The following is a 23,646-nucleotide window of genomic DNA, read 5'->3' on the forward strand; positions in this document are numbered from 1 at the left end:
CGTGTCTACGCACAGCGGGCCCCCTGGTGACGGGGGTAGCGCGTGCCGGGTGCAGTACGCAGGCGGGCGCGGGTGAGGCTGAGCGCCTCGTGCAGCGCGTCGGCCGGGGCCGGGGCGGGTCACCCACAGGCCCATGCAGCCGCGGTAGCCGCCCGCACCACAGCTCCGGGATCCCGCCGCGGGAACGCAGTCGGAGTGCGCGGCCCTCCACTGGTGCACCGTCCGGCCTCCACCGGCACCACGAGCTGGCGATGGGCCAGGCAGTACTGCACCGGCCCGACGCCCGTGCCCTCCCCGACGAGGGCGTCAAGCGCGGGCAGGCCGAGCGCCAGGCCTACCCGTACCGAGGCCAGGTCCGAAGGAAGCCCCATCGGCGGTTGCTCACCGAGAGCGATATGCCACAGGTGGTCACTGCGTAACGTCATGAGGGTGTGTTCTCCAGCGAGTGATCGGGGCTCCGGTGCCGCGCCGTGGCGGGGGTGGCCGGCGCGGCACCAGAGCGGGGACAGGGCGCCGCGGCTGTCAGGCGTGCGCGGCGCCGGCCGTGACGACAGCCCGGGGAGGAGTGGGCTGTCGTTCGGGCGGTGACTCGGACAAGGGAGGCCAGCTCCTCGTGCCTTGGTCACGCCCCCCGTGTCCGGCGGGGGGCCGCATGTAGGGCCCGTACCTGGGCTCCTCCCGTAGTCCCTGGAAGCGGCGGCGGGCATCCGGGGCGAGGTCTTCCGGCATCGGCTCGCCCCAGCGCACGACCTGCCCGGAGACCGTGACCTGGTCGAAGCCCGGGCGTCCCCGCAGGGCGTCGGCGAGTGCTTCAGCGAAGACCGGGTGGCCCATGTCCATGAGCCCGCTGCGGCGATCCGTGCCCACCGGGACCGCCAGGAGCGGAAGCCGGTACAGCGCCACGGCCACCGCGTCGAGCAGGAGGCCGGGGTTCGCGAGCCGGCTCCTCCAGTACTCGTAGTCGTGGGCGGCCAGCGCGGCGAGAAGCCGCACGCCCAGGAGCTGCTCGGCAGGCGGGTGGAAGGGGGTCACGTCGTCACCGCCTCGCGCGGCAGTGGCCGCCGAGGGTCGACGGCACCGGTGGGCAGGAGGTACCCGGTGTCCTTGAACACGGCGGTACAGCCGTTGAGGGACAGCACCTGACGGGTGGCGACAAGCCAGTGGCGGGCGGGATCGCCGTAGGCGACCTTCGTGAGGTCGTCGCCGGGGACGGGCGAGAGGGTGTCCCTGTCGTACAGGATCCCGGCGACGCCCCACGGCAGCGGCCGTTCGACCCAGGCCGCGACGTGCCCGCGCAGGTGCGGGCAGTGCTCGACCGCGATCAGCGCACACGGGGGGCAGACCGGGGCTGCGGTGGTCAGCTCTCCCTCTTCGATCGGCCGCCCGACGTCCTTGAGGACGAACAGCTGCCGCTCCGGATCGTGCTTGAGGGTGTCGGCGCCGCAGACCTGGCACAGCATCCGGCTGACGGTTCGACGCTGGCGCAAGGCGTGGACGGTGGGGAACAGGGGGCGGCCGGATCCCCGGGCGATGGCCTGACGGATCCACAGCACTCCGTCCGCATCGCGGTCGTACGGCCCCTCATCCGTGAAGCCGATCCCGCGCCCGGTTCGGTGACGAACCACGGCCGGCGCATGTGCTGTCCCCACGCTCCACGCGGCCACGTACGGCACCGGGAGGCCAGCATGCGTGTACCGACGAGCGATCATGCGGCTGCACTCGCCATCGCGGCCGGCCGATGCGGAGCGATGATCGTGCCGTCGGGGAGCAGCTCACCGGTGTCGTCGAACGTCAGTACCCCGTTGCAGCGGAGCGCCCATCCCTGATCGGGATGCGCCGCGACCAGGACGGCGGCCTCGTGGTCGGGGGCGTCGGCGGAGGGGCAGGCGGGCGCGTGCTGACACATGGCGATTCCTTGAGGGAAGCGGCGTTGGAGAGGCAAGGGCTCGAGCGGCGATGAAAGGGATGACCGGCTGCCGCGGGGGAGTCCCTCGCCGCGGCAGCCGGGAGGCATGGGCAGCGTGCCCGTGCGCCTCGCTCCGGCCTTGTGGGAGCCGCGGTGCTGGGGCAGCACCGGACAACTCCCGTTTGAGGAACGGAGCCTGAGGGCGAGGCAGCGCAGGGCGTGCACGGGGAGCCTGTACCGTGCGCTGGCGCTCGCCCCGTTCTTGGGGTGGTCGACGGTGGCCTCTGCCGTGGCCAGGACCTTGGTCGTGCGGCGTTCGGCGGCGAGGCGGGCCATCATCAACTACTCCCTTCTGGGGTGTGTAGGGCGGGGCGCGACAGTGGCGTGCGCGCCCCTGGTGAACGGTGCGTCACTGACCCGGCAGCAGGGTTCACCGCTGTGAACCTGTTCGTCATCTAGGGACTGCGCGGCCGAATTGCGTGTTCCTGGTACCGCGTGAAGCTGTGAATAGCGTTGCCCTTGGGGAGCCTTGCCGGTAGCAAAAAGCCACCCCCACTTCTCCCCACTTCGGTACTGCGGAGTGGTCCCTGCTTGCCGAACCACCCGCACCAACCTCATCGGGAAAATGGGCAAAAGGGGTCATTCTTTGGTGGGTTGAGACGTGCGCGACAGGTCCGGCGGTCGACCGGCCCGCGCCACCCCACTTCGCCCCACTTCACCGGAATCGCTTGCCGTGATTTATGTACGGTGATAGGGCGCTCACTCGGCGGGCCTGTGGGGTATGGAGCCGCCATTTTCTACCTTCTGCCAGGTAGGGGCCGGTTTCGGCGCCGTCGTTCGAAGCAGCTCGCCCCGGCTGGGGCGGGTATTGGGAGACGCCGGGCTGGTGCTAGGCGTGCTGGATTGACCATGCGGAGCCAGAGCCTGTGTGCGAATTCCGATCTCCGTTGCCTGTGCGGATGCCCGGAAGTCCGCCTTCTCGGCGATGAAGTGGGGAGAAGTGGGGTCGGCTTTCCCTGTCGCCGGCACCGCGTCATCAGCGACCGTATTCACCAGGACTCGCCAGTCCGTCCCCCCGGGCATTGTGAATGCAGCGAGGAGTGACCCCCGTGCTTGGTCCCAGTACCGCCTTGCAAGAGAACCAGGAGTGCAGCCTCGGTCATCCGCTGACGCGCGCCGTGCTCGACCTCCGTGGCCTCGACGCTCCGCAGAGTGCTGCTCGCGGCATAGTCCGTCGTGCACTCACCCAGGCCCCGGTGGAGTTCATGGACGACGTGGTCCTGGTGGCCGACGAGCTGGTGGGAAACGCGGTTACGCACGCCGGGGAGGCTGTCGACGTCTCCCTAGACCTGTACCCGTGGGGAACGGTGGTCCAGGTCCGAGACCGCGACCGCGACACGGCCGCGGTGCCCCTGAAGCCGGAACCGGCCGGCGATGAGGATGTGAACGGGAGAGGCCTGTTTCTGGTGAACGAATTGGCCAGTGCTTGGCGCGTGCAGACCGACGAAGCGGGGAAACGAGTCGTCGCGGTCTTCCTGTACCGAGCGGGTGGCACGCACTGATGCTGCCCCGCGATCTTCCCCACTGCCCCATGGCACCGGGCTTGCTCCTGAAACCCCTGTGCGTCGGAACGGGCACCTCACGGTGGTCCGTGGGCACGAGCAGGCCGGACGACGAGAAGCTCCTCGACGGCTTGCGCTGCGCCGTGGAGTCAGGTGTGGAACTCGTCGATACGGCGGACAGTCATCTTCACGGGCACGCCGAGCGGCTCGTCGGCAAGATCCTCAAGGAGAACCGGGGCCACAGGGTGCAGGTGTCCAGCACCGTGGGTCGTGTCCTGGGTTCTGCTCCTCATCCGTACGCCGGCCCGCGTGTGCGCCATCAGCTCGAACAGACGCTGGAGAATCTGTACCTCGCCGAACTCGCCGTCTACATCCTGGAGTCGTACGACTTCGGCAACGGCGATCGCTACCTTGCCCCCGTGGTCGAGCAGATGCGGACCCTTCGGGATCTCGGCCAGATACGAGCTATCGGGCTGCGAGGCCCGGACGGCTCCTCCTCCCCTCGCTACATCCGCCGCTTCCTGGAGCTCTTCGACGAGGTCCGCCCCGACGTGGTCTGGACACGAGCAAACGGGCTGCTTCCCCTGCCGGACGTCGGTGACGGCGAGAGCCTGGGAGCCTTCACCGATCGCCAGGGCGTCGGCTTGCTGATCGCCTCTCCGCTGGCCAACGGCGTCCTTGCGGGCAGGCGCCCACGTATGGAGACGGGGGCGGGGGACCAAGGGGAGAAGCAGGCCACGGCAGTCGACCGCGGCCTGGCCGTTTTGGCCGACCGGTTCGGCCCCTCGGCCGATGCCCGGCTCCGAGTGGCCCTACGGTTCATCCTCCACCAGGCGCAGAACGCCGTGGTGGCCGTCGGCGTGGGTGAGCGCGCTGAAGTGAGTCGGTATTTCGGCTGTCTCGATGGGCCCCTGTGCGCCACGGACCTGGCGGTGATCGAGGAGGTTTTCGAGGTCGTCCGCAAGTCGATGCGCCTTCCCGAAGGTCGCGCGGTGATCGTAGAGGCGACCGACCACCCGGCTGGACGCGAGGTGTCTTCGTCTCAGCCGGAAACGCCGTTGCGGAGGTAGCGCGGGATCCCGTCGTTCAGCGCTTGCAGCGCCTGTTCCGTCCGGGCCCGCTGCCGGGCCGGCAGTAGCTGCAGTGCCTTGGGCACGTCGAAGAAGCCGTGCTCGGAGATCTCCTCGTCGCAGGGCTTCAGTTCTGCGGCCTGTCCGGGGGGAAGTACCCCGGCGTCGAAGACGAAGCCGAGGTAGTCGTCCCACGGGCCATGCGGTTCGACCCAGTCGACGCACAGGAAGTGCAGGCTGGTGATGTTCAGGCCGAGCTCCTCACGGAGCTCGCGGCGAAGTGCTTCATCAGGGGGTTCGTTCGCCTCAGCCATGCCTCCGGGCAGGTCCCAGCCGTCCTTGTAGGTCGGGTTCACCAAGAGCAGCCGACCCTCCTCGTCCCGCACCAGGGCATCGGCGGCCGCCCGCTTCCGGGCCTGCTTGGCGTTTCCTTCGGCCAGGTAGGCGTCGCGGCCCGGCTCTCCTGGCCTGGGTACATCGTTCACTGGGGACCTTCCGGGAGCGCGAGACTGCCGAGCAGCAATCTACGATGCCGCGCAGCTGCGGCCATCCGCGAGAGCAGGTCACGGACCTCCGGAATCGCGCGATGGTTTACGAAATCGCTCTGCAGAAGAGCGAGTTGGCTGCTCAGCCGCAGCGACGTCACGGACTGGCCGGCGGTCAGCAACTCCACGCCGACCTGGCACGCTGCGTCGACATGATCTTGAGCTAGCAGGACCCGCGCAAGCGTGACCTGCCCGAACGCCCGGCTCCGCACCCGGCTCGCGTCACGAAGCGCCAGTGCACGGGCCGCTTCCGCAGCCGCGGCGTCAAGCGCGCCGAGATCCAGGAGCGCGGAGGCCGCCTCACTGGCCAGGGCCGCTTCGTCGAACGGTGCGACCCACGGCGACATCGGAACGGAGGCTGCGAAGGAGAAGGCGTCGCGTGCGGCGTCGAGAGCCTGACGTGCACCGCGTCCCTCATCGCGCCGGGCGAGTGCCCGGGCCTCCATGGCGTGAAGGCGTGCCGAGAGGGCCGGGACCCGTGGGCCGGCGGAGAGCCGCGCCAAACCACTGCGCGCCAGGTCGGCGGCGATGTCCACCTGCTGGGTCTGCAGGGCCAGGTGGCTCATGCCTGCCAGTACGTTCGCCCCCGCGGTCACGTCCGTGAGGCTCTGAGCCAGCCGGAGTGCGCGGTCGAAGTGCCCGGAGGCCAGGTCGTCCCGGCCGGCATCGTGAGCCATCCACGCTGCCATCTCCGTGAGTACGACCGCGGCCCCGAAGACTCCTTCGCCGTCCTCGCCCGTCTCGGTCGAGCCGAAGAGGCCGGGGGCGACGACGTTGGTGAGATAGTGCACCACGGACCGGTAGACGTGGCCTCCACCGAGCTGACGGTCGGCAAGCCGGAACGACTCCAGAGCAGCTACGTGCGGCCCCTCTGCGCCGCCTCCAGTCGGACGCTCGCCTCTCGCCGCCGATTCGGGTTCGGTCCGACCGCCGGCGTCCGGTTCGGCCGGACCGAACAGCCGCTCGGCCGACTCGTCGAGCAGATGCTCCAGGACCCGGCAGGTCGGGTTGCGAGGGAGTCCTTTGATGTCCCCGGCCATCCACCGGTCCCATGTGGACCGGGAGACGTACACCGAGGCGAGAGAGGGGTCACCGTCCAGCTGAGCCACCTCCTTGGCAGCCCGCTGGAAGCGCACCGTGAACGTCTCGTAGACGCGCATGCGCCGCTCCGCGACCACCCTCGGAAAGAGGATCGCCCTGCGCATCGCCCGCCCCCTCTCAGAGGCCTGCGCCGAAGCCGAGGAGCGGAACGTCGTACAGAGAGGGGTTGCGGCGCCGTGTCAGTGACAGGCCCTCAGTGTCGCCGAGAACTGCGATGATGGGGATCTCGGAGATGAACTGTACGGTCGCGCCGAGCAGGTGAGAGACCCGTCCCTCGGCCTCCGCACCCTTGATGCTGGCCGCGACATGGATGTGGGGCGCCAGACAGTCCTTGTCCAGGTCCCAGGCGAGCGTCCCGCCGCCGAGTGCCTCGAGCGTCTCGACCGTGACTTCCTCCCACAGCGGGGCCTCGGGGTCGGCGAGCGGCTCACAGGTGCCCACGAGCCGCGCCGAGCTGAACCCGCCGACGAAGGTGGGGATGTAGCCGGACCGGATGTCCTGCTCCTCGCAGAATCTCGTGAGCCCGTCGAGGAAGTCCTCTCCGTGGTCGAGGGCGAGTACGAACTGCCGGCCGGGACGGACCTGGGAGAAGCGCATGGGCAAGGACGTCCTTCGTGATCGTTGCTGGGGGATCAGGCGTAGTCGAGGAAGGCCTTGGCGATGGCCTCGCGGGGGGTTCCCGCCGCCAGGTGGGCGGCCAGGACGAGGCGGGCCTTGTACGGGTCGAGCGGGCCTGCGGCGATCAGGCCGTGGGCCAGCAGGTCGCTCTCGGAGCCGGGGAAGGCGTAGGTCGAGGTGAGTACGGGCCCCGTTCCGATGCGCGATGCCAGGACGACGGGCATGGCCTCGGCCAGAAACGCCAGCCGGGGGACCCACGTCTGGGGTACGTGGCCGACGCCGAAAGCGGCCACGACCAAGCCGGTGACCCGGCCCTCCAGCCCCTCCAGCAGGATCCCGCTGCTGCCGAGGGACGCGGTGACAACCGCCACCTCGACCGGGGTGGACTCGGGGGTGAGGGGCAGCGCCACGGGGGCGGTGCGCTTCAGCGGATGCCGGAGTCGGACCGTTCCCTCCACCAGGTGGCCGACCGGGCCCGTTGCGGGAGAGGCGAAGGCGGCCGGGCTGGTCGTGTGCATCTTCCGGACATGCCGGGCGGCATGGATCTCGTCGCCCATGACGACGAAGACGCCGGTATCACGCACCCCAGCAAACACTTCCCAGGTGGTCAGGTTCTGTTCCTTCAGCAGGAGGCTGAACAGCGTCGGACTCATCGCGACAGCCCTTCCCCTGGGTGTGTACGGGCAGCAGAGCAGCGACCCTACGTCCACGCATGGCGACAGGGACCGCACACTTCGTGACCCTGGCAAGGATGCGCCCAAAGGTAAGCCGTTAGCAATATGGTCGAGCAAATTGCTCGGCCATATTGCTTGTAGGCGACGTGGCGAGCCGTCAGACTGGTCACCATGCCAGAAGCGAAGACGCCGTGGTCGCTGACCCTCAGTGAAGTCGGCCTGCGGCTGGAACAGTTGCGCGAGCGCCGGGGCCTCACGCAAGGCGACGTCGCCCGCCACGAGGTGCTGCGCCAACGCGGCGTCAAGATCGACACGAGCGCCATCAGCCGCCTCGAGCGCGGCCAGCGCCGCCGCGTGGCCCGCGATCTCGTCGCGGCGCTTCTCGAGGTCTACAGGGCCAGCGAGTCCGAGAGCTCAGAAATCCTGGCACTGCTGGGAGCCGACACCACGCCAGCCGGCCGGCCGCGCCCTGCCCTGTGGCGGCGCAACGCGCACCTGCTCGGGCCCATGCAATTCGAGAGCTACCTGCTCATGGAACGCCGGGCCGCCGGGCTGAAGAACTATGAAGGCGAACTCTGGCCAGGTCTCTGTCAGACCGAGGACTACGCCTACCTCGTCATCGCCCGGATGCGGCCCGATCTTCGCCTTTCAGAGGTCAAAGCACTCGTCGACGTGCGCATGGACCGCCAGCAGCACGTCCGAGCCGGCGCTCTCACCGACTTTCGCGCACTCGTGGACGAGCGCGCGCTCCGCGTCGTTGGCGACGACCCGGCAGTGTCGAGACTGCAGATGGAGCGAGTTTTGGAGGAGTCCGAGGACCCTCGCACCACCATCCGGATCCTGCCGGACACCATCGGCCTGCATCCGGGGTCAGCGGGCCCCTTCGTACTCATGTCCTTTCCGGAGGCCGCTCGCCAAGTCGTGTGGGTCGAGACGATGGTCAGCTCGCTGTACTTCGACGGCGACGACGACATGCAGCGCTACTCCGCGACCTTCACGGATCTGTGGGAGCGAGCGCTGGACCCCGATGAGACGCGCTCGCGTCTCAAGAAAAGGATCAAGGAGCTAGAACAGTGACAGCGAAGCCGGACCCTTCCTCGTTCGACCTGACGTCGGTCGAATGGACGGTGTCCTCCCACAGCGGCGGCGGCGGCAACTGCGTTCGCGTCGGCGTGCAGAACGGCCACGTACTGATCGGAGACTCGCAGAATCCCGATCGGCTGCCCCATGTGTACACGCCGACAGAGGCCCAGGCGTGGCTGAAGGCCGCCAAGGGCGGCGAGTTCGACTTCCTCCTCAGCCTGCCGGCAGATTAGAAGCAACTCCCGTGGGTCGGCCTCAACAGTCTGAGGCCGACCGCAGGGAATTTCGAGCTCTGTTTGGATGCCTCTCAAACCGACAACTGCGCTCCGCGCTACTCCTCGGATCGTCCGAGAGATGATCCGAGCTGCTTCGGCAACATTTGATCTGCCACGGTCCAAGGACAGAATCTTCTGCTGGCGCCCGGCGTGCCCATATGGGCTGAGCAACGCGGTGACAGCGAGTACACGCTCCGCTTTCGTACGACGTCTGCCCTCCCGGGGTCGACACCTTTCGGATGAGCTGGAAGCTCTGTTGTTGGTAGTAGGCGGCGAGAGCAGCCGAGCTGCAGTCCCGACGTACGCGGCTGATGCCTTCGCGTGCCGCGCGGTCGACCGCCCAGTCGGACCGCGCGGTCGACCGCCCAGTCGGCGATGAGGGTGCCGAGTTTGCGGTGGCGTTCGGCGGGTCGGTGACGGTGCCGTTGAGGTAGTAGGCGGATTCGGCGGCTTCGTCCGCGGTCCAGGTCCAGGGCGCGGATGTCCGAAGGATCGTTGTGCAGCCCAGGATCCGGTTGCCGTACTCAACGAGGACCCACATGTCGCCGGGGTGCCGTGCGCAGTTGTCGGCCAGCTCGTGGACGTGTCTTCCTCAGCTGCGCCAGCTGGGGAGTTGGTTGCCCTTCATCCAGTCGGAGCGGGCCTGGATCATCTCGGCGAGGCCGGGTTGGTCGTCCGGCGTGGCCGGGCGCATTGCGAGCATGCGGTCCGTTTCCTGTGTGCTCGTCCGTGAGCGGTCGCAGTTGGCTTTCTGGTCCGAACCATAAACGTCTACTGCCTGGTAGGTACATCGTTCCCGGGGGTGGGTGGGCGAGGCGTGCCGGTACATGGCGGGATGCCCTGAAAGCGCTCTCTGGCAGTCCGTCAGATACACCCGGATCGGGGGCGGCGGGCGGTCGGCCAGTGGAGGCCGGAGGCTGGCTGACCTGACCCTTGATGACCGGGTGGGCCTTACCGGCGGGGGCGGCGCGAAGCTGACCGTCGGTTGTCGGCCACGTTGTGCGCGGCGTTGCGCCGTGTCTGCCGTTTCCCGGGAAGTCTCGGTCCCCCGGATGGCACGATCGGCGCTGTGACCAGGCTGATCGCCGTACTTGCAGGTACGGCAGGTTGCCGTACTCCCCGCCGCCGTGGGCCGGGCAAGCCGTGCCCGGTCCCTTCACTAGCGGCCCGGAGGTGTGGGTGTTCAACGAGGATGGGTCACTCGACCCGCTGCTGAAGTTCCTGTTGTACGCCGTCCTTGCCCTGGCGATCGGCAAGATGCTGTGGGAGTGGCTCACGGAAGACGTCATCCCGTGGATCACCGTGGACCTATGGGGACTGATCACCGATCACCCCTGGTGGACCGGCTTCATCGCCGTTGGCACGCTGTGCCTGATCATCCTCCTCGCGAAGCTGCTGTCCTTCCTGTTTGGGGCCGGTACTTACGCCTACGTCGACAGCGAGGAGGACTGCACCTCCGCCGCCGAGCCGGGCGAGGCAGTGGATCCGGACGTCCTGACGTTCAAGATGAAGCAGCTCGCCGCGATGAGCGCGACGGGCTTCGAGCAGGCGTGCGCCGATCTCCTGGCCCGTGACGGCTTCCTCAGCCCGCGGAGGGTGGGAGGCGCCGGAGATCTTGGCGTGGACGTCAGCGCCCGTGACCACGACGACCGGCTCCTGATCTTGCAGTGCAAGCAGTACAAGGCACCGGTCGGCTCGGGGCACGTGCAGAAGTTCAACGGCACGGCACGTCTCCACCATAGAGCCGACCTCCCGATCATGATCGCCCTGAACGGGTTCACCGAGCCGGCAATCGGCTTCGCTGCGCACCATGACCTGATCCTCATGGGTCGTCCCGAGCTGAAGAGATGGGCGCACGGTCAGCACCTGTACGACGTTCTCGGCATCCCGAGCACGACGGAGTGATCCGACACTGCCCCGCCTGATTTCCGTTTCCTGGACGGGAGTTGCCTTCCCCATCGGCCGGGCTGCAAGAGATCATCGGCCCCATGGGACTTCTGGTGACGGGCGGGACCTGGTTCCTCGGGCGCACCGTGGCGGAGAGCGTGCTGGCCGCAGGCTGGGAGGTGACGACGCTCAACCGCGGGCGATCCGGCGAGGATGTGCCCGGCGTGACCGACGCGCACGGAGACCGGACGTCCGGTGACGACCTGGCGCGGCTTGCCGCGTCCGGCACCTGGGACGCAGTGGTCGACACCTCCGCGTCCGAGATGGCTCCCCGTGACGTCTTGGCGGGCGCGCGGGCGTTGGAGCCTGTCGCGGGCCGGTACGTGTACGTGTCGACCGTCAACGCCTACCGGGGATGGCCCGCTGAGTGAGGAGTCGGAGCTGCTGGACGGCCCGCCGGACGCGGACCGTGACTACGGAGTCCTTCCGGACGACTGGGAGGGGCCCGACTGGTACTACGGCCGGCAGAAGGCCGGGGCGGAGCGCGCCGCGGCCGCCGCGTTCGGCGACGACCGGACGGTCATCCTGCGGCCCGGGGTGATCCTCGGCCCAGGGGAGTACGTCGGCGGGCTCCCGTGGTGGCTCCAGCGCGCTGCCCGTGGGGGCCGGATGCTCGCCCCCGGTGCTCCGGAGCGGACCATCCAGCCGATCGACGTCCGGGACCTGGCGGCGTTTGCCCTCGAGCAGGCCACGGCGCAGACGGGAGGCGGGTACAACTGCGTCGCGCCGATCGGGCACGCGACGATGGCGATCTGCTCACGGCGTGCATCCTCGCGACGGGCGGCGAAGCGCAGCTTGCCTGGGCCCCGGAGAAGCTGCTCCTGGACCACGGGGTGCAGCAGTGGACCGAGCCGCCTCTGTGGCGTACGCACGCCAGCGTCTGGAACGTCGAGTCGAGGAGGGCGCAGGCGGCGGGGCTGCGGTGCCGGCCCATCGAGGAGGCGGTGCAGGACACCTGGGTTTGGCTGCACGGCGGGGGCGTCCCGGTCGACCACCCGCGGTGGGCCGAGCACGGCATCGCCCCCGCGCGAGAAGCAGCGATCCTGGCCGCGCTCGGCCGAAGGTCATCCTTCGATTGCCAGCGGGCTCGTTCCGCCGAGTCGCCGCGCGGGCGACAGCGCGGTGAACTCCTCGATCTCCTCCGCCAGGTCGACGGCTGAGCGTGCTCCCCGCAGCGCGGGGTGCGTCAGCTCGCACCGTGCTGCGGTGAGCCGCTCCAGCATCCCTGCGCCGCGCCACTGCACCGGGATCTTGAGTACGGGCCTCAGCGCCTCGCGCGCGCCCTCGATCTCGCCCGCCATGATCCGCGCGCGGGCGAGGTTGGACGCGGCCGGTGCCGAGATTACGAACCAGCGGTCCGACGTCCGGCGCTCGTTGTGGAGTTCGAGCGCGCGACTCGCCAACTCCTCCGCACCTTGTGCGTCGCGCAGGAGGAGGCACGTCGTGGAGTTGCTCATCGCAGTCCGCGCGTCGTCGAATGCGAACTCTCCGCCGATGCCGTCGTGCAACTCGTCGCGGTCGGCGCCGGTCTCTTCGAGGGCGTCCCGGATTGCGCGCTGCGCCTGGACGTCGTGCCGCTGGTGACCGTGGCCCCGGGCCTCGATGGCGTAGAGGCGGCGGCGCGTAGTCGCGCCGAGTCCCGGGAAGGCGAGGCCCTTCTTGGCCAGGCAAACGGCCTCGGTGGGGCGGCCGTCCCAGAACGCCATGAAGGCCAGCATGCCGTAGGCGAAGCCCTGGAGCGGGCCGTGGTTGACCGCCTTTCCGTACTGGGATGCGGATCGCGCGTAGGTGACGGCGGCAGTCAGGGAGCCGAGATCGAAGCACACCGCAGCCAGCAGCGCACTCGCCTGGCCCGCCACGTAGTAGAGCCGAGTCTGCTGCTGTGGGGAGCGGGTGCGGTCCAGCATCGTCTGGGACAACTTCAGCAGGTAGGAGGCATGCTCGAACACCCCTGAGGGGGGAATGCGGCCGTACTGCTGGGAGAGCTGGGCAAGGTCGTCGTCGAGCTGGTCGAGGGTCATCTCGTCCAACCGGAGCGGGGCGGAGGCTGACGCCCGCTATGTGGCCGTGCTGTGCTCGGCCAGCGAACTCATCGAGCACGCCACCACGCACATCCCCCGGACCTGAGTAGTGGCCAGAGTTCGGCGGCCAACGACATGGAGGGCATGCCGTCCTGGGTGTGCACGGTAGGACGTCATCCCGCGCAGCGTCGGACGCTGTTGATCGATGACCTTATTGCTGCGCCGTCCGATCGGCGGCCCTGCCATGGCGGCTAAGCAGCTCCGTCATCTCGTGGACCTGATGGATCGGGAGGATGAGAGCAGCCTACGGATCCGCGTGCTTGACTCCAACCGGCACAGCATCCTGGATCTGCTGCATACGCCGGCGCTGGTGACGATCGGCTCGCACCGCATGATCGTGGGGTACGGACTCTCGCCCTACTACGAGACTCGGTCCGGGGCGGCCGTCACCGCAGCCGACGGCTTCCGGGAGGCCCAGGAGCACGCCTACGACCGAATCACCACGATGAGTCGCATTGAACGTGCGCTTGAAGCGATGACCCACAAGGCAAGGCAGATTCCGCCTGCCCGCGCCCACCCAGTCAGGCCGATAGCGCGGCGCTGACCTCTCGGGGGTCCCCTGCCGCGGGGGTGTGCCGCCCTGATCCCGTACGGCTCCGGGCTGCTCCTCATCGTCCCCGCCGACAACGCCCTTGGCCTCAACCGGTCCCGCTACAGTGACCCCGTGCACCACCAACCCTCCCCGCAGCAGCAGGCGAAGAGGGAGCAAAGCCACTGCTAAGTCCCAGGTCAGGAAGTGTCCTCCCCGCTGGCGTGGGGGTGTGCCGAACCTGCTCGAACTCTCCGAACGCCTCCGCGCGTCCTCCCCGCTGGCGTGGGGGTGTGCCGCCACATTCGGCGGCCCGGGAAACCGGCGAACGGTTGTCCCCGCCGAGGCGGGGGTGCCGCCGCCGTTCCGCATCGACCCCGCCGGTATCGCGTCCTCCCTGCCGACGCGGGGGTGTGCCGGTGCGCACGCAGGTCCGCGAGGGCAGGTACCAGTCGTCCCCGCCGACGTGGGGGTGTGCCGGAGCTGGTGGTCGACGGCTGGACCCCCGTCGAGTCCTCCCCGCTGGCGTGGGGGTGTGCCGGACGGCACGATGACCGAGCTGTTCGGAATCAAGTCGTGCCCGCCGACGCGCGGGTGTGCCGGCGCGGGTGCGGGCGTACTCGGCCGTTCTGCCGTCGTTCCCGCCGACGCGCGGGTGTGCCGCAACGCCTGAAGGAAATGCGGCGGGCTGGGTGGCTGGTCCATCAGGTCCCGGATGGCGGCGTTGATGCGCGCGGCGGCAGGGCGCGACTGGCCGCGAGGGCGGGGTGGGCATCCAGTCAGCGTACGGGCCGGGCCGACAGCCGATTCAGAGCGTCGATTGCTGGGGCAGATCGAGAATCCTGGTTCTCCCCGCTGGCGTGGGGGTGTCCCGGACGGGCTGGCCGCCGGTGTTGGAGAGCTGGAGTCGTCCCCGCCGACGCGGGGGTGTGCCGGCGATCTCGGTCACCAACTCCTACCGGAACTCGTCGTCCCCGCTGTCGCGGGGTGTGCGGCCCTGATCCCGTACGGTTCCGCGCTGCTCCTCATCGTCCCCGCCGACAACGCTCCTGGACTCAACCGGCCCCGCTACAGTGACCCCGTGCACCACCAACCCTCCCCGCAGCAGCAGGCAAAGAGGGAGCAAAGCCACTGCTCAGGCCCAGGTCAGGAGGGGTCCTCCCCGCTGGCGTGGGGGTGTGCCGCCGAGCGGGTCCTCGAGGCGGCGACGGAGCGCGTCCTCCCCGCTGGCGTGGGGGTGTGCCGCTGCCGGGGCGGGGGCGGGGAGGCAGCCCTCTGTCCTCCCCGCTGGCGTGGGGGTGTGCCGCTGCGCAACGACGTCACCGTCACCAGGAGCGGGTCCTCCCCGCTGGCGTGGGGGTGTGCCCAGCTCCCGCGTGCGTGCCGTGCGGAACGACTCGTCCTCCCCGCTGGCGTGGGGGTGTGCCGCACGACGCGGTGACCAGGGAGACCCTGCTGCAGTCCTCCCCGCTGGCGTGGGGGTGTGCCGTTGACGACGATGTACAACTTCGTGCGTCCGCAGTCGTCTCCGCCGACGCGGGGGTGTGCCGGACCAGGTGGCAGACGCGCTCAAGGCCAAGGTGTCGTCCCTGCCAACGCGGGGGTGTGGCGGTCTGCGCCGAGGACGCACTCGCCATCCAGGCGTCGTCCCCGCCGACGCAGAGGTGTGCCGCTCCGCGTCCTGGCCCTGCGCGGTCCAGATTTGTCGTCCCCGCCGAGTACGAAGGCCGGAGCCCGCCCGTCGTCCCTGCCGACGCGGGGGTGTGCCGGCTGAGGGCGTCATCGTGCCTACGGCCCGTCTGTTCTCCCCGCTGGCGTGGGGATGTGCCGGTGCTGCGCCCGTTCGTCGAGCGGTCCTGGCGGTCCTCCCCGCCGACGCGGGGGTGTGCCGGTGATCGACGGCTCCTGGCCGCTGATCCCGGCGTCCTCCCCGCCGACGCGGGGTGTGCCGCACGACATCGCGGTGACCGAGGCCAACATCCTGTCCTCCTCGCCGACGCGAAGGTGTGCCGGCGATCTCGGTCATCAACTCCTACCGGAACTCGTCGTCCCCGCTGTCGCGGGGTGTGCGGCCCTGATCCCGTACGGTTCCGCGCTGCTCCTCATCGTCCCCGCCGACAACGCCCCTGGCCTCAACCGGTCCCGCTACAGTGACCCCGTGCACCACCAACCCTCCCCGCAGCAGCAGGCAAAGAGGGAGCAAAGCCACTGCTAAGTCCCAGGTCAGGAAGTGTCCTCCCCGCTGGCGTGGGGGTGTGCCGCGGAGTTGGTGGACCTCCCCCGGCCCACCCTGGTCCTCCCCGCTGGCGTGGGGGTGTGCCGCGACAGGTCGTAGCCGCGCGACCGTTCGTCACGTCCTCCCCGCTGGCGTGGGGGTGTGCCACCGGTGAGCCTGGCCATGCTGGCCAACCCGGTGTCCTCCCCGCTGGCGTGGGGGTGTGCCGGCCCTCGGCATAGGTGTGTCCAGCACCCCGCCGTCCTCCCCGCTGGCGTGGGGGTGTGCCGCCGTACCGCGCCGAACTGGCCGCGCAACTGGGGTCCTCCCCGCTGGCGTGGGGGTGTGCCGATGCTCGCCGACATGGACCGCCGACTGAAGGCGTCCTCCCCGCTGGCGTGGGGGTGTGCCGAAGACCAGCTCCGGGGGCGACTCCCCGGCCTGGTCCTCCCCGCTGGCGTGGGGGTGTGCCGTCGATCCGGTCCTGTACGCCCGGCTGACTGCCGTCCTCCCCGCTGGCGTGGGGGTGTGCCGTACAGCCAGTTCGACGTCTTCAGCCGCTACCGGTCCTCCCCGCTAGCGTGGGGGTGTGCCGGCGGGAGGCCAGCCGCTTCTCCTCCGCCGTCAGTCCTCCCCGCTGGCGTGGGGGTGTGCCGCCGGAGTACGGGGTGATGAGCGGGCTCGCGGTGTCCTCCCCGCTGGCGTGGGGGTGTGCCGTCTGTAGGGTCGAAACAGCAGGTCAACGAACTGTCCTCCCCGTTGGCGTGGGGGTGTGCCGACCACGTTCCGGATCATCCAGCGCGTCGACGTGTCCTCCCCGCTGGCGTGGGGGTGTGCCGAGCCCGCGCGACGCCCCCGACCGCATCCGCCCGTCCTCCCCGCTGGCGTGGGGGGTGTGCCGGGGCCGACCCGCACGCGTGGACGCTGAGACGCGTCGTCCCCGCTGACGTGGGGGTGTGCCGACGGTCACGGTCACCACCCGGCTCGTCGTGGTGTTCCCTGTCGTGTTGCTGTGCAGGGATGCACGGAGAGAATTCGTTGGCTGTTGGTGTTCCCTGCTGGAACGATTCTGAGATGACCGATCATCGTGACGCCGTCCTCCGCCTGTGGGGTCGCCAGCTCTTCGAGCGTCAGGGCGAGCCACTTGCCTGGGCCGAGGGGGTCCTGGGAGCCACAGGCCGCCCGCTGACCGTGGTCACCTCGGCGATGTCCGGCCGATTGGACGCCCTCGCTGATTCTCCATCGGACCGCGCATGGCTGCTGTTCCGTACAGTCGCCAAGCTGGTTGCGAACCTGCGGGCCGATGGCCGCTACGACGCCTACGTCGGCACCCGAATTGGTCCACTGGCCCTGCGGCTGGGCGAGCTCGAGCCATCGCTCGCCGGTCCGCTCGGGGACGCACTCGGCCACTTGCCGGACGGCCCGGCATCTCTCGTCACTGTCCACGCCGCCGAGTTGAGCAGGAGCCACACGCAGCGGCTGCGGGCGATCGACGCCTTGCTGGAGTGGGCCGAGCTCGGCCATCCGCAGGCTCGGGCGGCCCTGTCCGACGTCGCCTCCGACCACCGGATGCAGGAAGTCACCGTCTGGACCAAGGCACTGAACCGGATCGCCCTGTTCGGCGACGCGAGCGTCGAACAGGGCCTGCTGCGCGCGCTCGCCGACACCGGGCATCGCGGGGTGCGGTGGACGGCGCTCGCTTGTGCCGAACTCGGCTTCCGCCGGGCCGTTCCGCTGATCATCGCACTGCTCGAGCATCCCGATCCGATGGTCCGTGAGGGTGCCTGCGAAGCGCTCGGCATCTTCGAGGACCCCGCCGCCATACCTGCCCTGGCAGCCCGGCTAGATGATGAGATCCCCTGGGTACGCAGCAGGGCCGCCCTGGCGCTCGGCCACATCGGCGGCGACCGTGCACTTGCTGTGCTCTGGCAGGCCATGATGGAACGCCGCAACCCGAAGGCCAATCATCTCGCCTCAGCGATCGCTGCCTTCGGTCCGCCAGTCGTGGACGACCTGATCACCCTCACCACCGACCCCGACCCGGACCTTCGAGCACTGGCCTGCCGCGCTCTCGGCTCCACCGCCGACGGCCGTGCCCTGCCAGTGCTGGAACGCCTCGCCGCTCATGACCTCGTCAGAACCACTCTTGGCTGCCTCGTGGCAACCGCCGCCAAGCAGGGACTGCGGACCGCGCGCCGCATTCGCGCGCGCACCGCCTCGACGTGAGTTCGAGGCTCGTCTCGACGGACGTTGACTCTGAGCCCACGGCCGCGTGGCACGAAGAGGCCAAGGCATGGTCAACTGATGCCTCCCCTGACGCTTGAGCTCAACAAATACTCAGGGAAGTCGTCTTGTCCCCGCCGACACAGGGGTGTTACTCCGTTCACCGTGCGGACCGGTAGGGTCGACTGGTCTTCCTCGCTGACGCGGGTATGTTCCCAAGAAGGCGCCGATAGCAGCCCACGACCGGCGAGTTCCCCGACGCGGGGTGCGTCGCAAAGTTCGGCCTCATCCAGCCCATCACGCTGGTCGTCCCCGCCGATGCGTGGGTGCTCCGACGCAGCAGGAGTGCGGCAGCGCCCGGTGCGTGTTCCCTGCCTGTGCGGGGGTGCTCCGCGGGAGTTCGCCGATCGCCTCGGATGGGGCATGTCTTCCTCGCCGAAGCGGGGATGTTCCGGCCCAGGCGCCGACTGCGCAGGCACAGGCCGGATTGCCCCGCTGACGCAGTTGATGCGGGGGGCTGGTCGACGGTGCGAGGGTCTGTCGGCTCAGTGAGTCGTCGCTGCTGACGCGAGCGTGTGCCGAACTTCCGGATGAGCCAGGCGGCGGTCTCGACCTGTTCCCCGCCGCCACGGAGGTGTGTCGGCGTGGCTGGACAGGTCGCTGGAAAGGTACGAGTCCTCCCGTAGACGGGTGGGCTGTTCTCGTGGTGCGGATCGGGACGGCGACGGGCCAGCTGACCTCCCCGCCGACGCGGCGACACCCGGATGGACTCGGGCCGCATGCGGTGGGGGTGTCCCGACCGGCTCGCGAAAGACGAATCCGGCCATATAGTCCTCCCGGCTGACGTGCGGGCAGTCCACAGGCCGGAGCGAAGAACTACCCTGTGACACCTCCTCGCCGCCGACGCGGGGGTGTTTCGATGGCGCTCGTGGTCTTTCCGGCGCCGACCTTGTCGTCCCTGCCATCGCGGGGGTGCTCCGCGGACCTGGGCCCGGACTGTTTCTCACAAGGGGTCTCCTCTGCTGACGCAGAAGGGATCACTCTCCATACCGATCAGGCCCGCGGCGACATGAACGGGGGCCGCGAAGCGCTGATCGCGCACGCGGAGTTGAGAGTTGGGCAACTTGGCTGCCCGCGAGCCAGGGTCCGGGGCCTACGGGAACGAGGCTTTGGCCGGGCGTACCAGCCAGCGACGATCGCGTACCGGCCCGGCACATGCCCAGCCGCCTGTTCTCGACTGGTGCCGCCCCTTGCCATGGTGTGGTCATGCCGCACCCGTTCGCTCAACGGTCATCGCCCCTCACTCCGCCCCGGCCACGCCTGCCCACCCGGGCTCCTTCAGCCGCCCCCGCGTCATAGCCGCAAAGCTCTCTCTGCGCCCGCGCCGGCCGGGCGCAGTGCTTCCTGCCGTTTTTCCCTGACGGCGACAGCGCCAGCTGTCCCTACGGCACCGAGTGGATGCGCTCCAACAGCCGGTGGATCAACCCGGGCCAGCAAAAGAGCCTGACCTGGGTTGCCGGCTGGTGGCAGACCGGGGACGGGCCCGGCAGCAGGCTCGTCCTGGCCTACCGGCTTGAGCCTGCGGAGACGTACCTGCTCTCTCGCATGCGAGCACCACCCCTTATCTGGGTCGAGTCCGTCCGTCAGCCGATCCCCGGGCCACAACTGCGCCGCCCGGCCTGGCAGGCCGCCCAGATGCGCGCACCGCGAGCGTGCACCTGGACCTACCTACCGGCATCGTCACCTTCCCTTCCCTGCGCGGCGATGTCTTCTTCCCATCCACCGCAGCCGTCGCCCCGGCACCGTGCGCCCCCCGTCGTGATGTCTTCGCAGGACGGGCATGCTTCGGCACGCCGGCCGGGCTCCGGAAACCCAGCGGGCGGTGCGCCCTCGGTGTGGTTGCGGGTGTTGGGCCGTTGAGGGTGAGGGTGCGTTCGCCGCCCCTGCCGCGGAGGTCCCTAACGGTGCCCGCGGCTGTGTTTGGGCAGGCCCCCCATTCCTCGCGTGCTGTGTCCGAAAGGACTGCGAAACTCCCATGACCCGAACTGTCCCTGCCTCACCGGATGCCCGTGCCGTGCGTGTTGCTGTCGGCCCGCTGCACGACGCAGACCACGCCGCATACCTGGCGCTGCTCGATCTCACGACATCGGGCGGCGGTCTGCCTGCCGGGATCGAGAATCTGATCACGCTGCCCGGCTTCGACCCGCCCTCCACGCACGGCCCGGCCATGTGCCTGTCCGCGCACCTACGCCGCCACCCGACGCCGGTCGGCGCGCTGTTCGCCGCCGTGCCGGAATGGGCCATGGAACACACCCTCGGCACGCACCGCGCCCGCCTCGCAGGCCCCCTGTCCGCCGCGACGATCAGCATCTACGGGCTGGCGGTCGCCGCCGAGTACCGCGGCCGCGGAATCGCGCGTGCGCTGCTGAGGGAGGCCGAAACCCGGGCCCGCGCCACCCGCTGCCGTCTCGCCACGCTCATCCACGAGCCCCACCTCGCCTCCTTCTACCAGCGCATGGGATACACCACCGCCACGCAGCCGACCGTGCTGCTGCCCGGCACCGCGATGCTGCTCACCCAGCCCGCCCCCTACATGACCGCCGTCAAACCCCTCCACCCCACCGTCCGCCTGCAACCTGTGCCGGGCGCGCCGGGACCGGTCGTGACCGGATTGCTGCCCGGCTGCGACCTGCCGCCGACGGCCCGGTTCGGCACCCACGTCGTCGGCTGACCGGCACCCCCCTCGCCAGCGCCATCAAGATCGCTGACCCCCTCCGCACCGGGCAGAACGGTCCGCCGCGGCGGGACCGGGCGTCGGCACCAGCCCCTTGCGATGAACATGCCCCGTCCCTGCCCCCCGTTCTTGCGGGCGGCGGGGGCGGCCGCGCGTCAACCAGCCCCCGGCGCTATGACCAGCACCGCCCCGACCCACCGGCCGACCTCCCGCCACCAGGCGTGGGACGGGGCCTGGACAGGCTGCTGACCTGGGGCGACATGGTGTTGCCCCGCTAATGCGCTGCCCGGACACCGTCCGGCCGTACCCCCGGGCCCCCGGCTAGTTGCTGCGGGCCCGGTCCCGCTACGGACCGGAAGGCACCCCGCCATGCCCAGCCCCCGCCCCCACACGGCACCGACACCCCACCCGACACCCCGCTGGACATCCAGCCCGCCGTCCGTGGAAGGACTCGTGATCCGCGCGGCGCGCGCAGACGAGGTCGATGCGTTCTTCGACCTGACGCTGCTGGTCGACCTCCACATGCCCGCCGATCAACTCCCCGCCCTGAAAAGCACGATCGGCGAGGCGCTCGCCGATGTCCGCCCGCCGTTCTCGCACGGCCTGAACCACTTCCTGCTTGCCACCCTCGACGACCAGCCCGTCGGCGCAGTACATGTCGGCCCGGCCCGCTGGATGCTCGACCGGAAGATCCCCGCCCGCATCCGGCGCACCCTCGTCGAGAAAGTCACCAGCGTCGACACGATCGCCGTCCACGGCGACCACCGCCGCCAAGGCATCGCCACAGCAATCCTCACCCGCGTGGAAAGCGACTTCGCAGCCGCCGGATACCAGGCCTTGGCCCTGCGCCACGAACACCGCATGCGGCACTTCTTCACCGCACACGGCTTCACCAGCCTTCCGCGCCTCGCGGTCGACCTCGGCCCGGCCGGACTGTTCACCGAGTACGACCGAGAGTGGAAGTACGCCGTCAAACCCCTCGACCCCGCCGTCACCTTCACCACACAGCGGGGCCTGACCGTCGTGTCCGGCCTCCTGAACTGACCCCGACCCGCACCCTCAGCGGCACCCCGCCCGGTGCCCGCCCACACGGGCAGGGCACCGGGCCCTCTGGGGTCAGCGGCCCGCTGCAGCGTTCCCCTGCTTGCCCCCCCCACCGGGCAAGCTCGGATGCACCGGGCAGACGCTCCCGCACCCGCCCCCAGACGTGGTCGAGCCCCCGGTCACCGGACCGCCCCCGAGCCCGCGGAAGCCCCGACGAGATACGGACGGGGGCCGCCACCGGCCGCGTGGAACGCACCCCCTGGCGACCCGCACACCTCCAAGCCCCCGCCCCGGGAGCGCAGCCAGCAACGCCGGGGCAGCCGCACGTGGCGCGCACGCTCCACCAGCACCGCAAAGACACACGCCCACGAGGTGCTGACTCAATCCTCAGAGAGGGCCGTTGCGGGACTTGCCTGCCCGTCCGCCACCGTTGAGGCAGCGGCCGGGGGAGTGGTGACCACCCCCACCCCCCGGCCGCCCCCAACTCCTGGACCGCCGCACCCACCAGCAGGTTCCGCTCACGAGAAGTAGTGCGGGATCACTCCTGCACGCAGACCCCCCGGTCACCGCCCGGCGATCAGCAACGGGTCGCCACCTACGACCTGCGCCCGCCCAAGGGGTCGCGCAGCCTTCACACGGTGGATACGGGCGCGGTCCGTGCCGGCGACAGCGCAAAGCTCCAGCGGATCCACGACAACGGACTGCAGGTTTCACCGCAAGGGCTATTGACCGGACCCGGCGCGGGAGATCGCGGGGAAGGCCGCAGCCGTGTCGACGTAGTACTTGCGGAGCAGCGGGCCGAAGCGGTTCGGGTCGTTGCCGAGGAGCATGAGCTTGATGTGCGCGATGGCGTCCGCCTCACTGAGCGCGGACACCTTCTTGACGGTGTCGCCGATGGTTCTCCTGGTCGTCCACGTCTGCCGGGCCTCTGTCACGGCGCTGACGTCGGGGTCGAAAGCCAGGAAGAAGGGCCGCCCGCCGGGGCCGCCGTCGTTGCCGGTGGCGAGAAGCACGATCACGTGGAACCCGGCCCCGTTGGCCTGGATGAACAGGCTCCTGGGTCCGCCGACATGGCCGGTCGGGCCCTTGACGGTCACGGCGCGGTCGGCATGCAGACGCTCGCCGATCCCGGCCCACTTATCCGTGATGTCAACGGCCGCCGACAGGTCCGCCGGATCGTACAGACCCCCGGCTGCGGCCGAGCTGAGGGCAGTCCCCACCCGCTTGCCGCGGGCCTCACACAGCTTGTCCAGCATGCCGGCGACCGTCGTGTCGGTCGGCAGCTGCAGCCAGAAGCTGACGCGGTCCAGGACGGTACCCGTGCCCGGCGCGGGACTGCTGTCGATCGCGGCCCCGATCCGGGCCCGTAACGACGCCACCGGCGGGTTGGTCACGTCCGCAGCCTCAAGATACGCCTGCTCGATCATGAAAGATCCCCCCATTCGACTCAGTTGCTCCCACTATGGCGCACGGAACCTGCTCCCGGTGCAGCAATCAGAGAAGGCCCGACAGCAGCGCAGGACGGAAGCGAAAGCCGAAGACTCGATGTGCCTGCGGGTCCGGCGTGACCATAGGCAAAACCGGATGCAGCCGTTGCTGATGCCGCACGCGGACCCTACGGGGAACCCGCTGCTTCCTACCCGCTGCGCACAACGCCGCCTGTCCCCGCTTGCCCCCGCCCCCGGGGACGCCACCCACCGCGCCGGCAGACTGCACACGGCCCAGCCGAAACGCACCCCCGGGCACCCTCACGCTGCTCCGGGATGAGGGCACAGAAGCCACCCAGAACCGGTCCGGGGCGTGAACAGCGCCCCATCCCCGCACACATGGCCCGCAGCTTTCGGCATCACACACCGGCGGACGCCCACACCTCCCGGCACCCGGCGACGCAGGCCGACGCACCAGCGCGCACCCCTTTTCCGGATCGTCACCGCCCCCAACCGCTACGCAAAGACCAGACCACCGGCAACGCGAACCCCACAGAACACACGACCGCAGGACCCCGGCACCGTGAACGCCACCTCCACCCGCCCACACCC

19 protein-coding genes, 1 pseudogene and 2 CRISPR repeat arrays are annotated in these 23,646 nt (G+C 69.8%); of the genes and pseudogenes, 11 read left to right on the forward strand and 9 right to left on the reverse strand.

Annotated elements, in window-relative coordinates; genetic code table 11:
* Positions 1-522: 522 nt before the first annotated feature.
* The 3 genes from JE024_RS40025 to JE024_RS40035 all read right to left on the reverse strand — a co-directional run bounded on the left by JE024_RS40025 (position 523) and on the right by JE024_RS40035 (position 1,906).
* Positions 523-1,032 carry a DUF6302 family protein gene (locus JE024_RS40025; protein WP_205378860.1) on the reverse strand — a complete coding sequence of 170 codons (510 nt, stop codon included), beginning with the start codon at positions 1,030-1,032 and terminating at the stop codon, positions 523-525.
* Entirely contained in the window at positions 1,029-1,487 is a 459-nt protein-coding gene (locus tag JE024_RS40030) for a hypothetical protein (RefSeq protein ID WP_205378861.1), read from the reverse strand. The genes JE024_RS40025 and JE024_RS40030 overlap by 4 nt, the downstream gene beginning before the upstream one ends.
* A gap of 218 nt (positions 1,488-1,705) precedes the next feature.
* Positions 1,706-1,906: a DUF5999 family protein gene (locus JE024_RS40035; RefSeq protein ID WP_030390311.1), complete on the reverse strand. Its 201-nt coding sequence runs from the start codon at positions 1,904-1,906 to the stop codon at positions 1,706-1,708.
* A gap of 1,109 nt (positions 1,907-3,015) precedes the next feature.
* Here JE024_RS40035 and JE024_RS40040 point away from each other — a divergent pair.
* Positions 3,016-3,468 carry an ATP-binding protein gene (locus JE024_RS40040; RefSeq protein WP_244883757.1) on the forward strand — a complete coding sequence of 151 codons (453 nt, stop codon included), beginning with the start codon at positions 3,016-3,018 and terminating at the stop codon, positions 3,466-3,468.
* Positions 3,469-3,497: 29 nt separating this feature from the next.
* A complete protein-coding gene (locus JE024_RS40045) occupies positions 3,498-4,538 on the forward strand; it encodes an aldo/keto reductase (protein ID WP_244883759.1) in 1,041 nt (346 codons plus the stop codon).
* Here the strand turns inward: JE024_RS40045 and JE024_RS40050 are convergent.
* Genes JE024_RS40050 through JE024_RS40065 form a run of 4 tightly spaced genes read right to left on the reverse strand, consistent with a single transcriptional unit; the run spans position 4,511 to position 7,455 of the window.
* Positions 4,511-5,023, reverse strand: coding sequence for an NUDIX domain-containing protein (locus tag JE024_RS40050; RefSeq protein ID WP_030390314.1), 513 nt, complete (start codon positions 5,021-5,023; stop codon positions 4,511-4,513). The genes JE024_RS40045 and JE024_RS40050 overlap by 28 nt on opposite strands.
* On the reverse strand, positions 5,020-6,243 hold the full coding sequence (locus JE024_RS40055; protein ID WP_244883762.1) for an NsdA family TPR-like regulatory protein: 1,224 nt from the start codon (positions 6,241-6,243) through the stop codon (positions 5,020-5,022). The genes JE024_RS40050 and JE024_RS40055 overlap by 4 nt, the downstream gene beginning before the upstream one ends.
* Positions 6,244-6,301: 58 nt before the next feature.
* Positions 6,302-6,781: a PPC domain-containing DNA-binding protein gene (locus JE024_RS40060; protein ID WP_205378864.1), complete on the reverse strand. Its 480-nt coding sequence runs from the start codon at positions 6,779-6,781 to the stop codon at positions 6,302-6,304.
* Between the two features lie 35 nt (positions 6,782-6,816).
* The gene (locus JE024_RS40065) at positions 6,817-7,455 is read right to left on the reverse strand and encodes an asparaginase (RefSeq protein WP_205378865.1); all 639 of its coding nucleotides are present in this window, start codon (positions 7,453-7,455) and stop codon (positions 6,817-6,819) included.
* Positions 7,456-7,647: 192 nt separating this feature from the next.
* Here JE024_RS40065 and JE024_RS40070 point away from each other — a divergent pair, with 192 nt between their 5' ends.
* From JE024_RS40070 to JE024_RS40085, 4 genes and pseudogenes are all read left to right on the forward strand, one after another.
* Entirely contained in the window at positions 7,648-8,553 is a 906-nt protein-coding gene (locus JE024_RS40070) for a helix-turn-helix domain-containing protein (RefSeq protein WP_205378866.1), read from the forward strand.
* Positions 8,550-8,792 (forward strand): DUF397 domain-containing protein, encoded by a 243-nt coding sequence (locus JE024_RS40075; RefSeq protein ID WP_205378867.1) that lies wholly within the window; start codon positions 8,550-8,552, stop codon positions 8,790-8,792. Before JE024_RS40070 ends, JE024_RS40075 begins: the two co-directional genes overlap by 4 nt.
* Before the next feature lie 1,221 nt (positions 8,793-10,013).
* Positions 10,014-10,739: a restriction endonuclease gene (locus JE024_RS40080; protein WP_205378868.1), complete on the forward strand. Its 726-nt coding sequence runs from the start codon at positions 10,014-10,016 to the stop codon at positions 10,737-10,739.
* An 83-nt stretch (positions 10,740-10,822) separates the two neighbouring features.
* Positions 10,823-11,842, forward strand: a pseudogene (locus JE024_RS40085) (NAD-dependent epimerase/dehydratase family protein); the annotation flags it as partial.
* A 3-nt stretch (positions 11,843-11,845) separates the two neighbouring features.
* Here the strand turns inward: JE024_RS40085 and JE024_RS40090 are convergent.
* Positions 11,846-12,811, reverse strand: a complete 966-nt coding sequence (locus tag JE024_RS40090; RefSeq protein ID WP_507232751.1) for an NsdA family TPR-like regulatory protein — start codon at positions 12,809-12,811, stop codon at positions 11,846-11,848.
* A gap of 196 nt (positions 12,812-13,007) precedes the next feature.
* On the opposite strand from JE024_RS40090, the gene JE024_RS40095 reads away from it, so the two are divergent.
* From JE024_RS40095 to JE024_RS40110, 5 genes are all read left to right on the forward strand, one after another.
* On the forward strand, positions 13,008-13,406 hold the full coding sequence (locus JE024_RS40095) for a Scr1 family TA system antitoxin-like transcriptional regulator (RefSeq protein WP_205378870.1): 399 nt from the start codon (positions 13,008-13,010) through the stop codon (positions 13,404-13,406).
* A 1,140-nt stretch (positions 13,407-14,546) separates the two neighbouring features.
* Positions 14,547-14,942: direct repeats of the CRISPR family, unit length 29 nt; unit sequence GTCCTCCCCGCTGGCGTGGGGGTGTGCCG.
* A gap of 340 nt (positions 14,943-15,282) precedes the next feature.
* Entirely contained in the window at positions 15,283-15,606 is a 324-nt protein-coding gene (locus JE024_RS42655) for a hypothetical protein (protein WP_386254083.1), read from the forward strand.
* 17 nt (positions 15,607-15,623) lie between these two features.
* Positions 15,624-16,445: a CRISPR direct-repeat array (repeat unit 29 nt; unit sequence GTCCTCCCCGCTGGCGTGGGGGTGTGCCG).
* A gap of 235 nt (positions 16,446-16,680) precedes the next feature.
* Positions 16,681-17,832 carry a HEAT repeat domain-containing protein gene (locus JE024_RS40100; protein WP_205378871.1) on the forward strand — a complete coding sequence of 384 codons (1,152 nt, stop codon included), beginning with the start codon at positions 16,681-16,683 and terminating at the stop codon, positions 17,830-17,832.
* Positions 17,833-19,903: 2,071 nt separating this feature from the next.
* A complete protein-coding gene (locus JE024_RS40105) occupies positions 19,904-20,560 on the forward strand; it encodes a GNAT family N-acetyltransferase (protein ID WP_205378872.1) in 657 nt (218 codons plus the stop codon).
* Positions 20,561-21,016: 456 nt separating this feature from the next.
* Positions 21,017-21,607 (forward strand): GNAT family N-acetyltransferase, encoded by a 591-nt coding sequence (locus tag JE024_RS40110; protein WP_205378873.1) that lies wholly within the window; start codon positions 21,017-21,019, stop codon positions 21,605-21,607.
* 722 nt (positions 21,608-22,329) lie between these two features.
* Here JE024_RS40110 and JE024_RS40115 read toward each other — a convergent pair.
* The gene (locus tag JE024_RS40115; RefSeq protein WP_205378874.1) at positions 22,330-23,034 is read right to left on the reverse strand and encodes a hypothetical protein; all 705 of its coding nucleotides are present in this window, start codon (positions 23,032-23,034) and stop codon (positions 22,330-22,332) included.
* Positions 23,035-23,646 lie beyond the last annotated feature (612 nt).

This window comes from Streptomyces zhihengii (genome assembly GCF_016919245.1).
GTDB classification, from domain to species: domain Bacteria; phylum Actinomycetota; class Actinomycetes; order Streptomycetales; family Streptomycetaceae; genus Streptomyces; species Streptomyces zhihengii.

Excerpts from the sequence above, each read along its gene's own strand:
- JE024_RS40045 (WP_244883759.1), top strand. The coding sequence starts at position 3,498 with ATGGCACCGGGCTTGCTCCTGAAACCCCTGTGCGTCGGAACGGGCACC.
- JE024_RS40065 (WP_205378865.1), bottom strand. The coding sequence starts at position 7,455 with ATGAGTCCGACGCTGTTCAGCCTCCTGCTGAAGGAACAGAACCTGACC.
- JE024_RS40100 (WP_205378871.1), top strand. The coding sequence starts at position 16,681 with ATGACCGATCATCGTGACGCCGTCCTCCGCCTGTGGGGTCGCCAGCTC.
- JE024_RS40035 (WP_030390311.1), bottom strand. The coding sequence starts at position 1,906 with ATGTGTCAGCACGCGCCCGCCTGCCCCTCCGCCGACGCCCCCGACCAC.
- JE024_RS40070 (WP_205378866.1), top strand. The coding sequence starts at position 7,648 with ATGCCAGAAGCGAAGACGCCGTGGTCGCTGACCCTCAGTGAAGTCGGC.
- JE024_RS40115 (WP_205378874.1), bottom strand. The coding sequence starts at position 23,034 with ATGATCGAGCAGGCGTATCTTGAGGCTGCGGACGTGACCAACCCGCCG.
- JE024_RS40095 (WP_205378870.1), top strand. The coding sequence starts at position 13,008 with ATGACCTTATTGCTGCGCCGTCCGATCGGCGGCCCTGCCATGGCGGCT.
- JE024_RS40055 (WP_244883762.1), bottom strand. The coding sequence starts at position 6,243 with ATGCGCGTCTACGAGACGTTCACGGTGCGCTTCCAGCGGGCTGCCAAG.
- JE024_RS40060 (WP_205378864.1), bottom strand. The coding sequence starts at position 6,781 with ATGCGCTTCTCCCAGGTCCGTCCCGGCCGGCAGTTCGTACTCGCCCTC.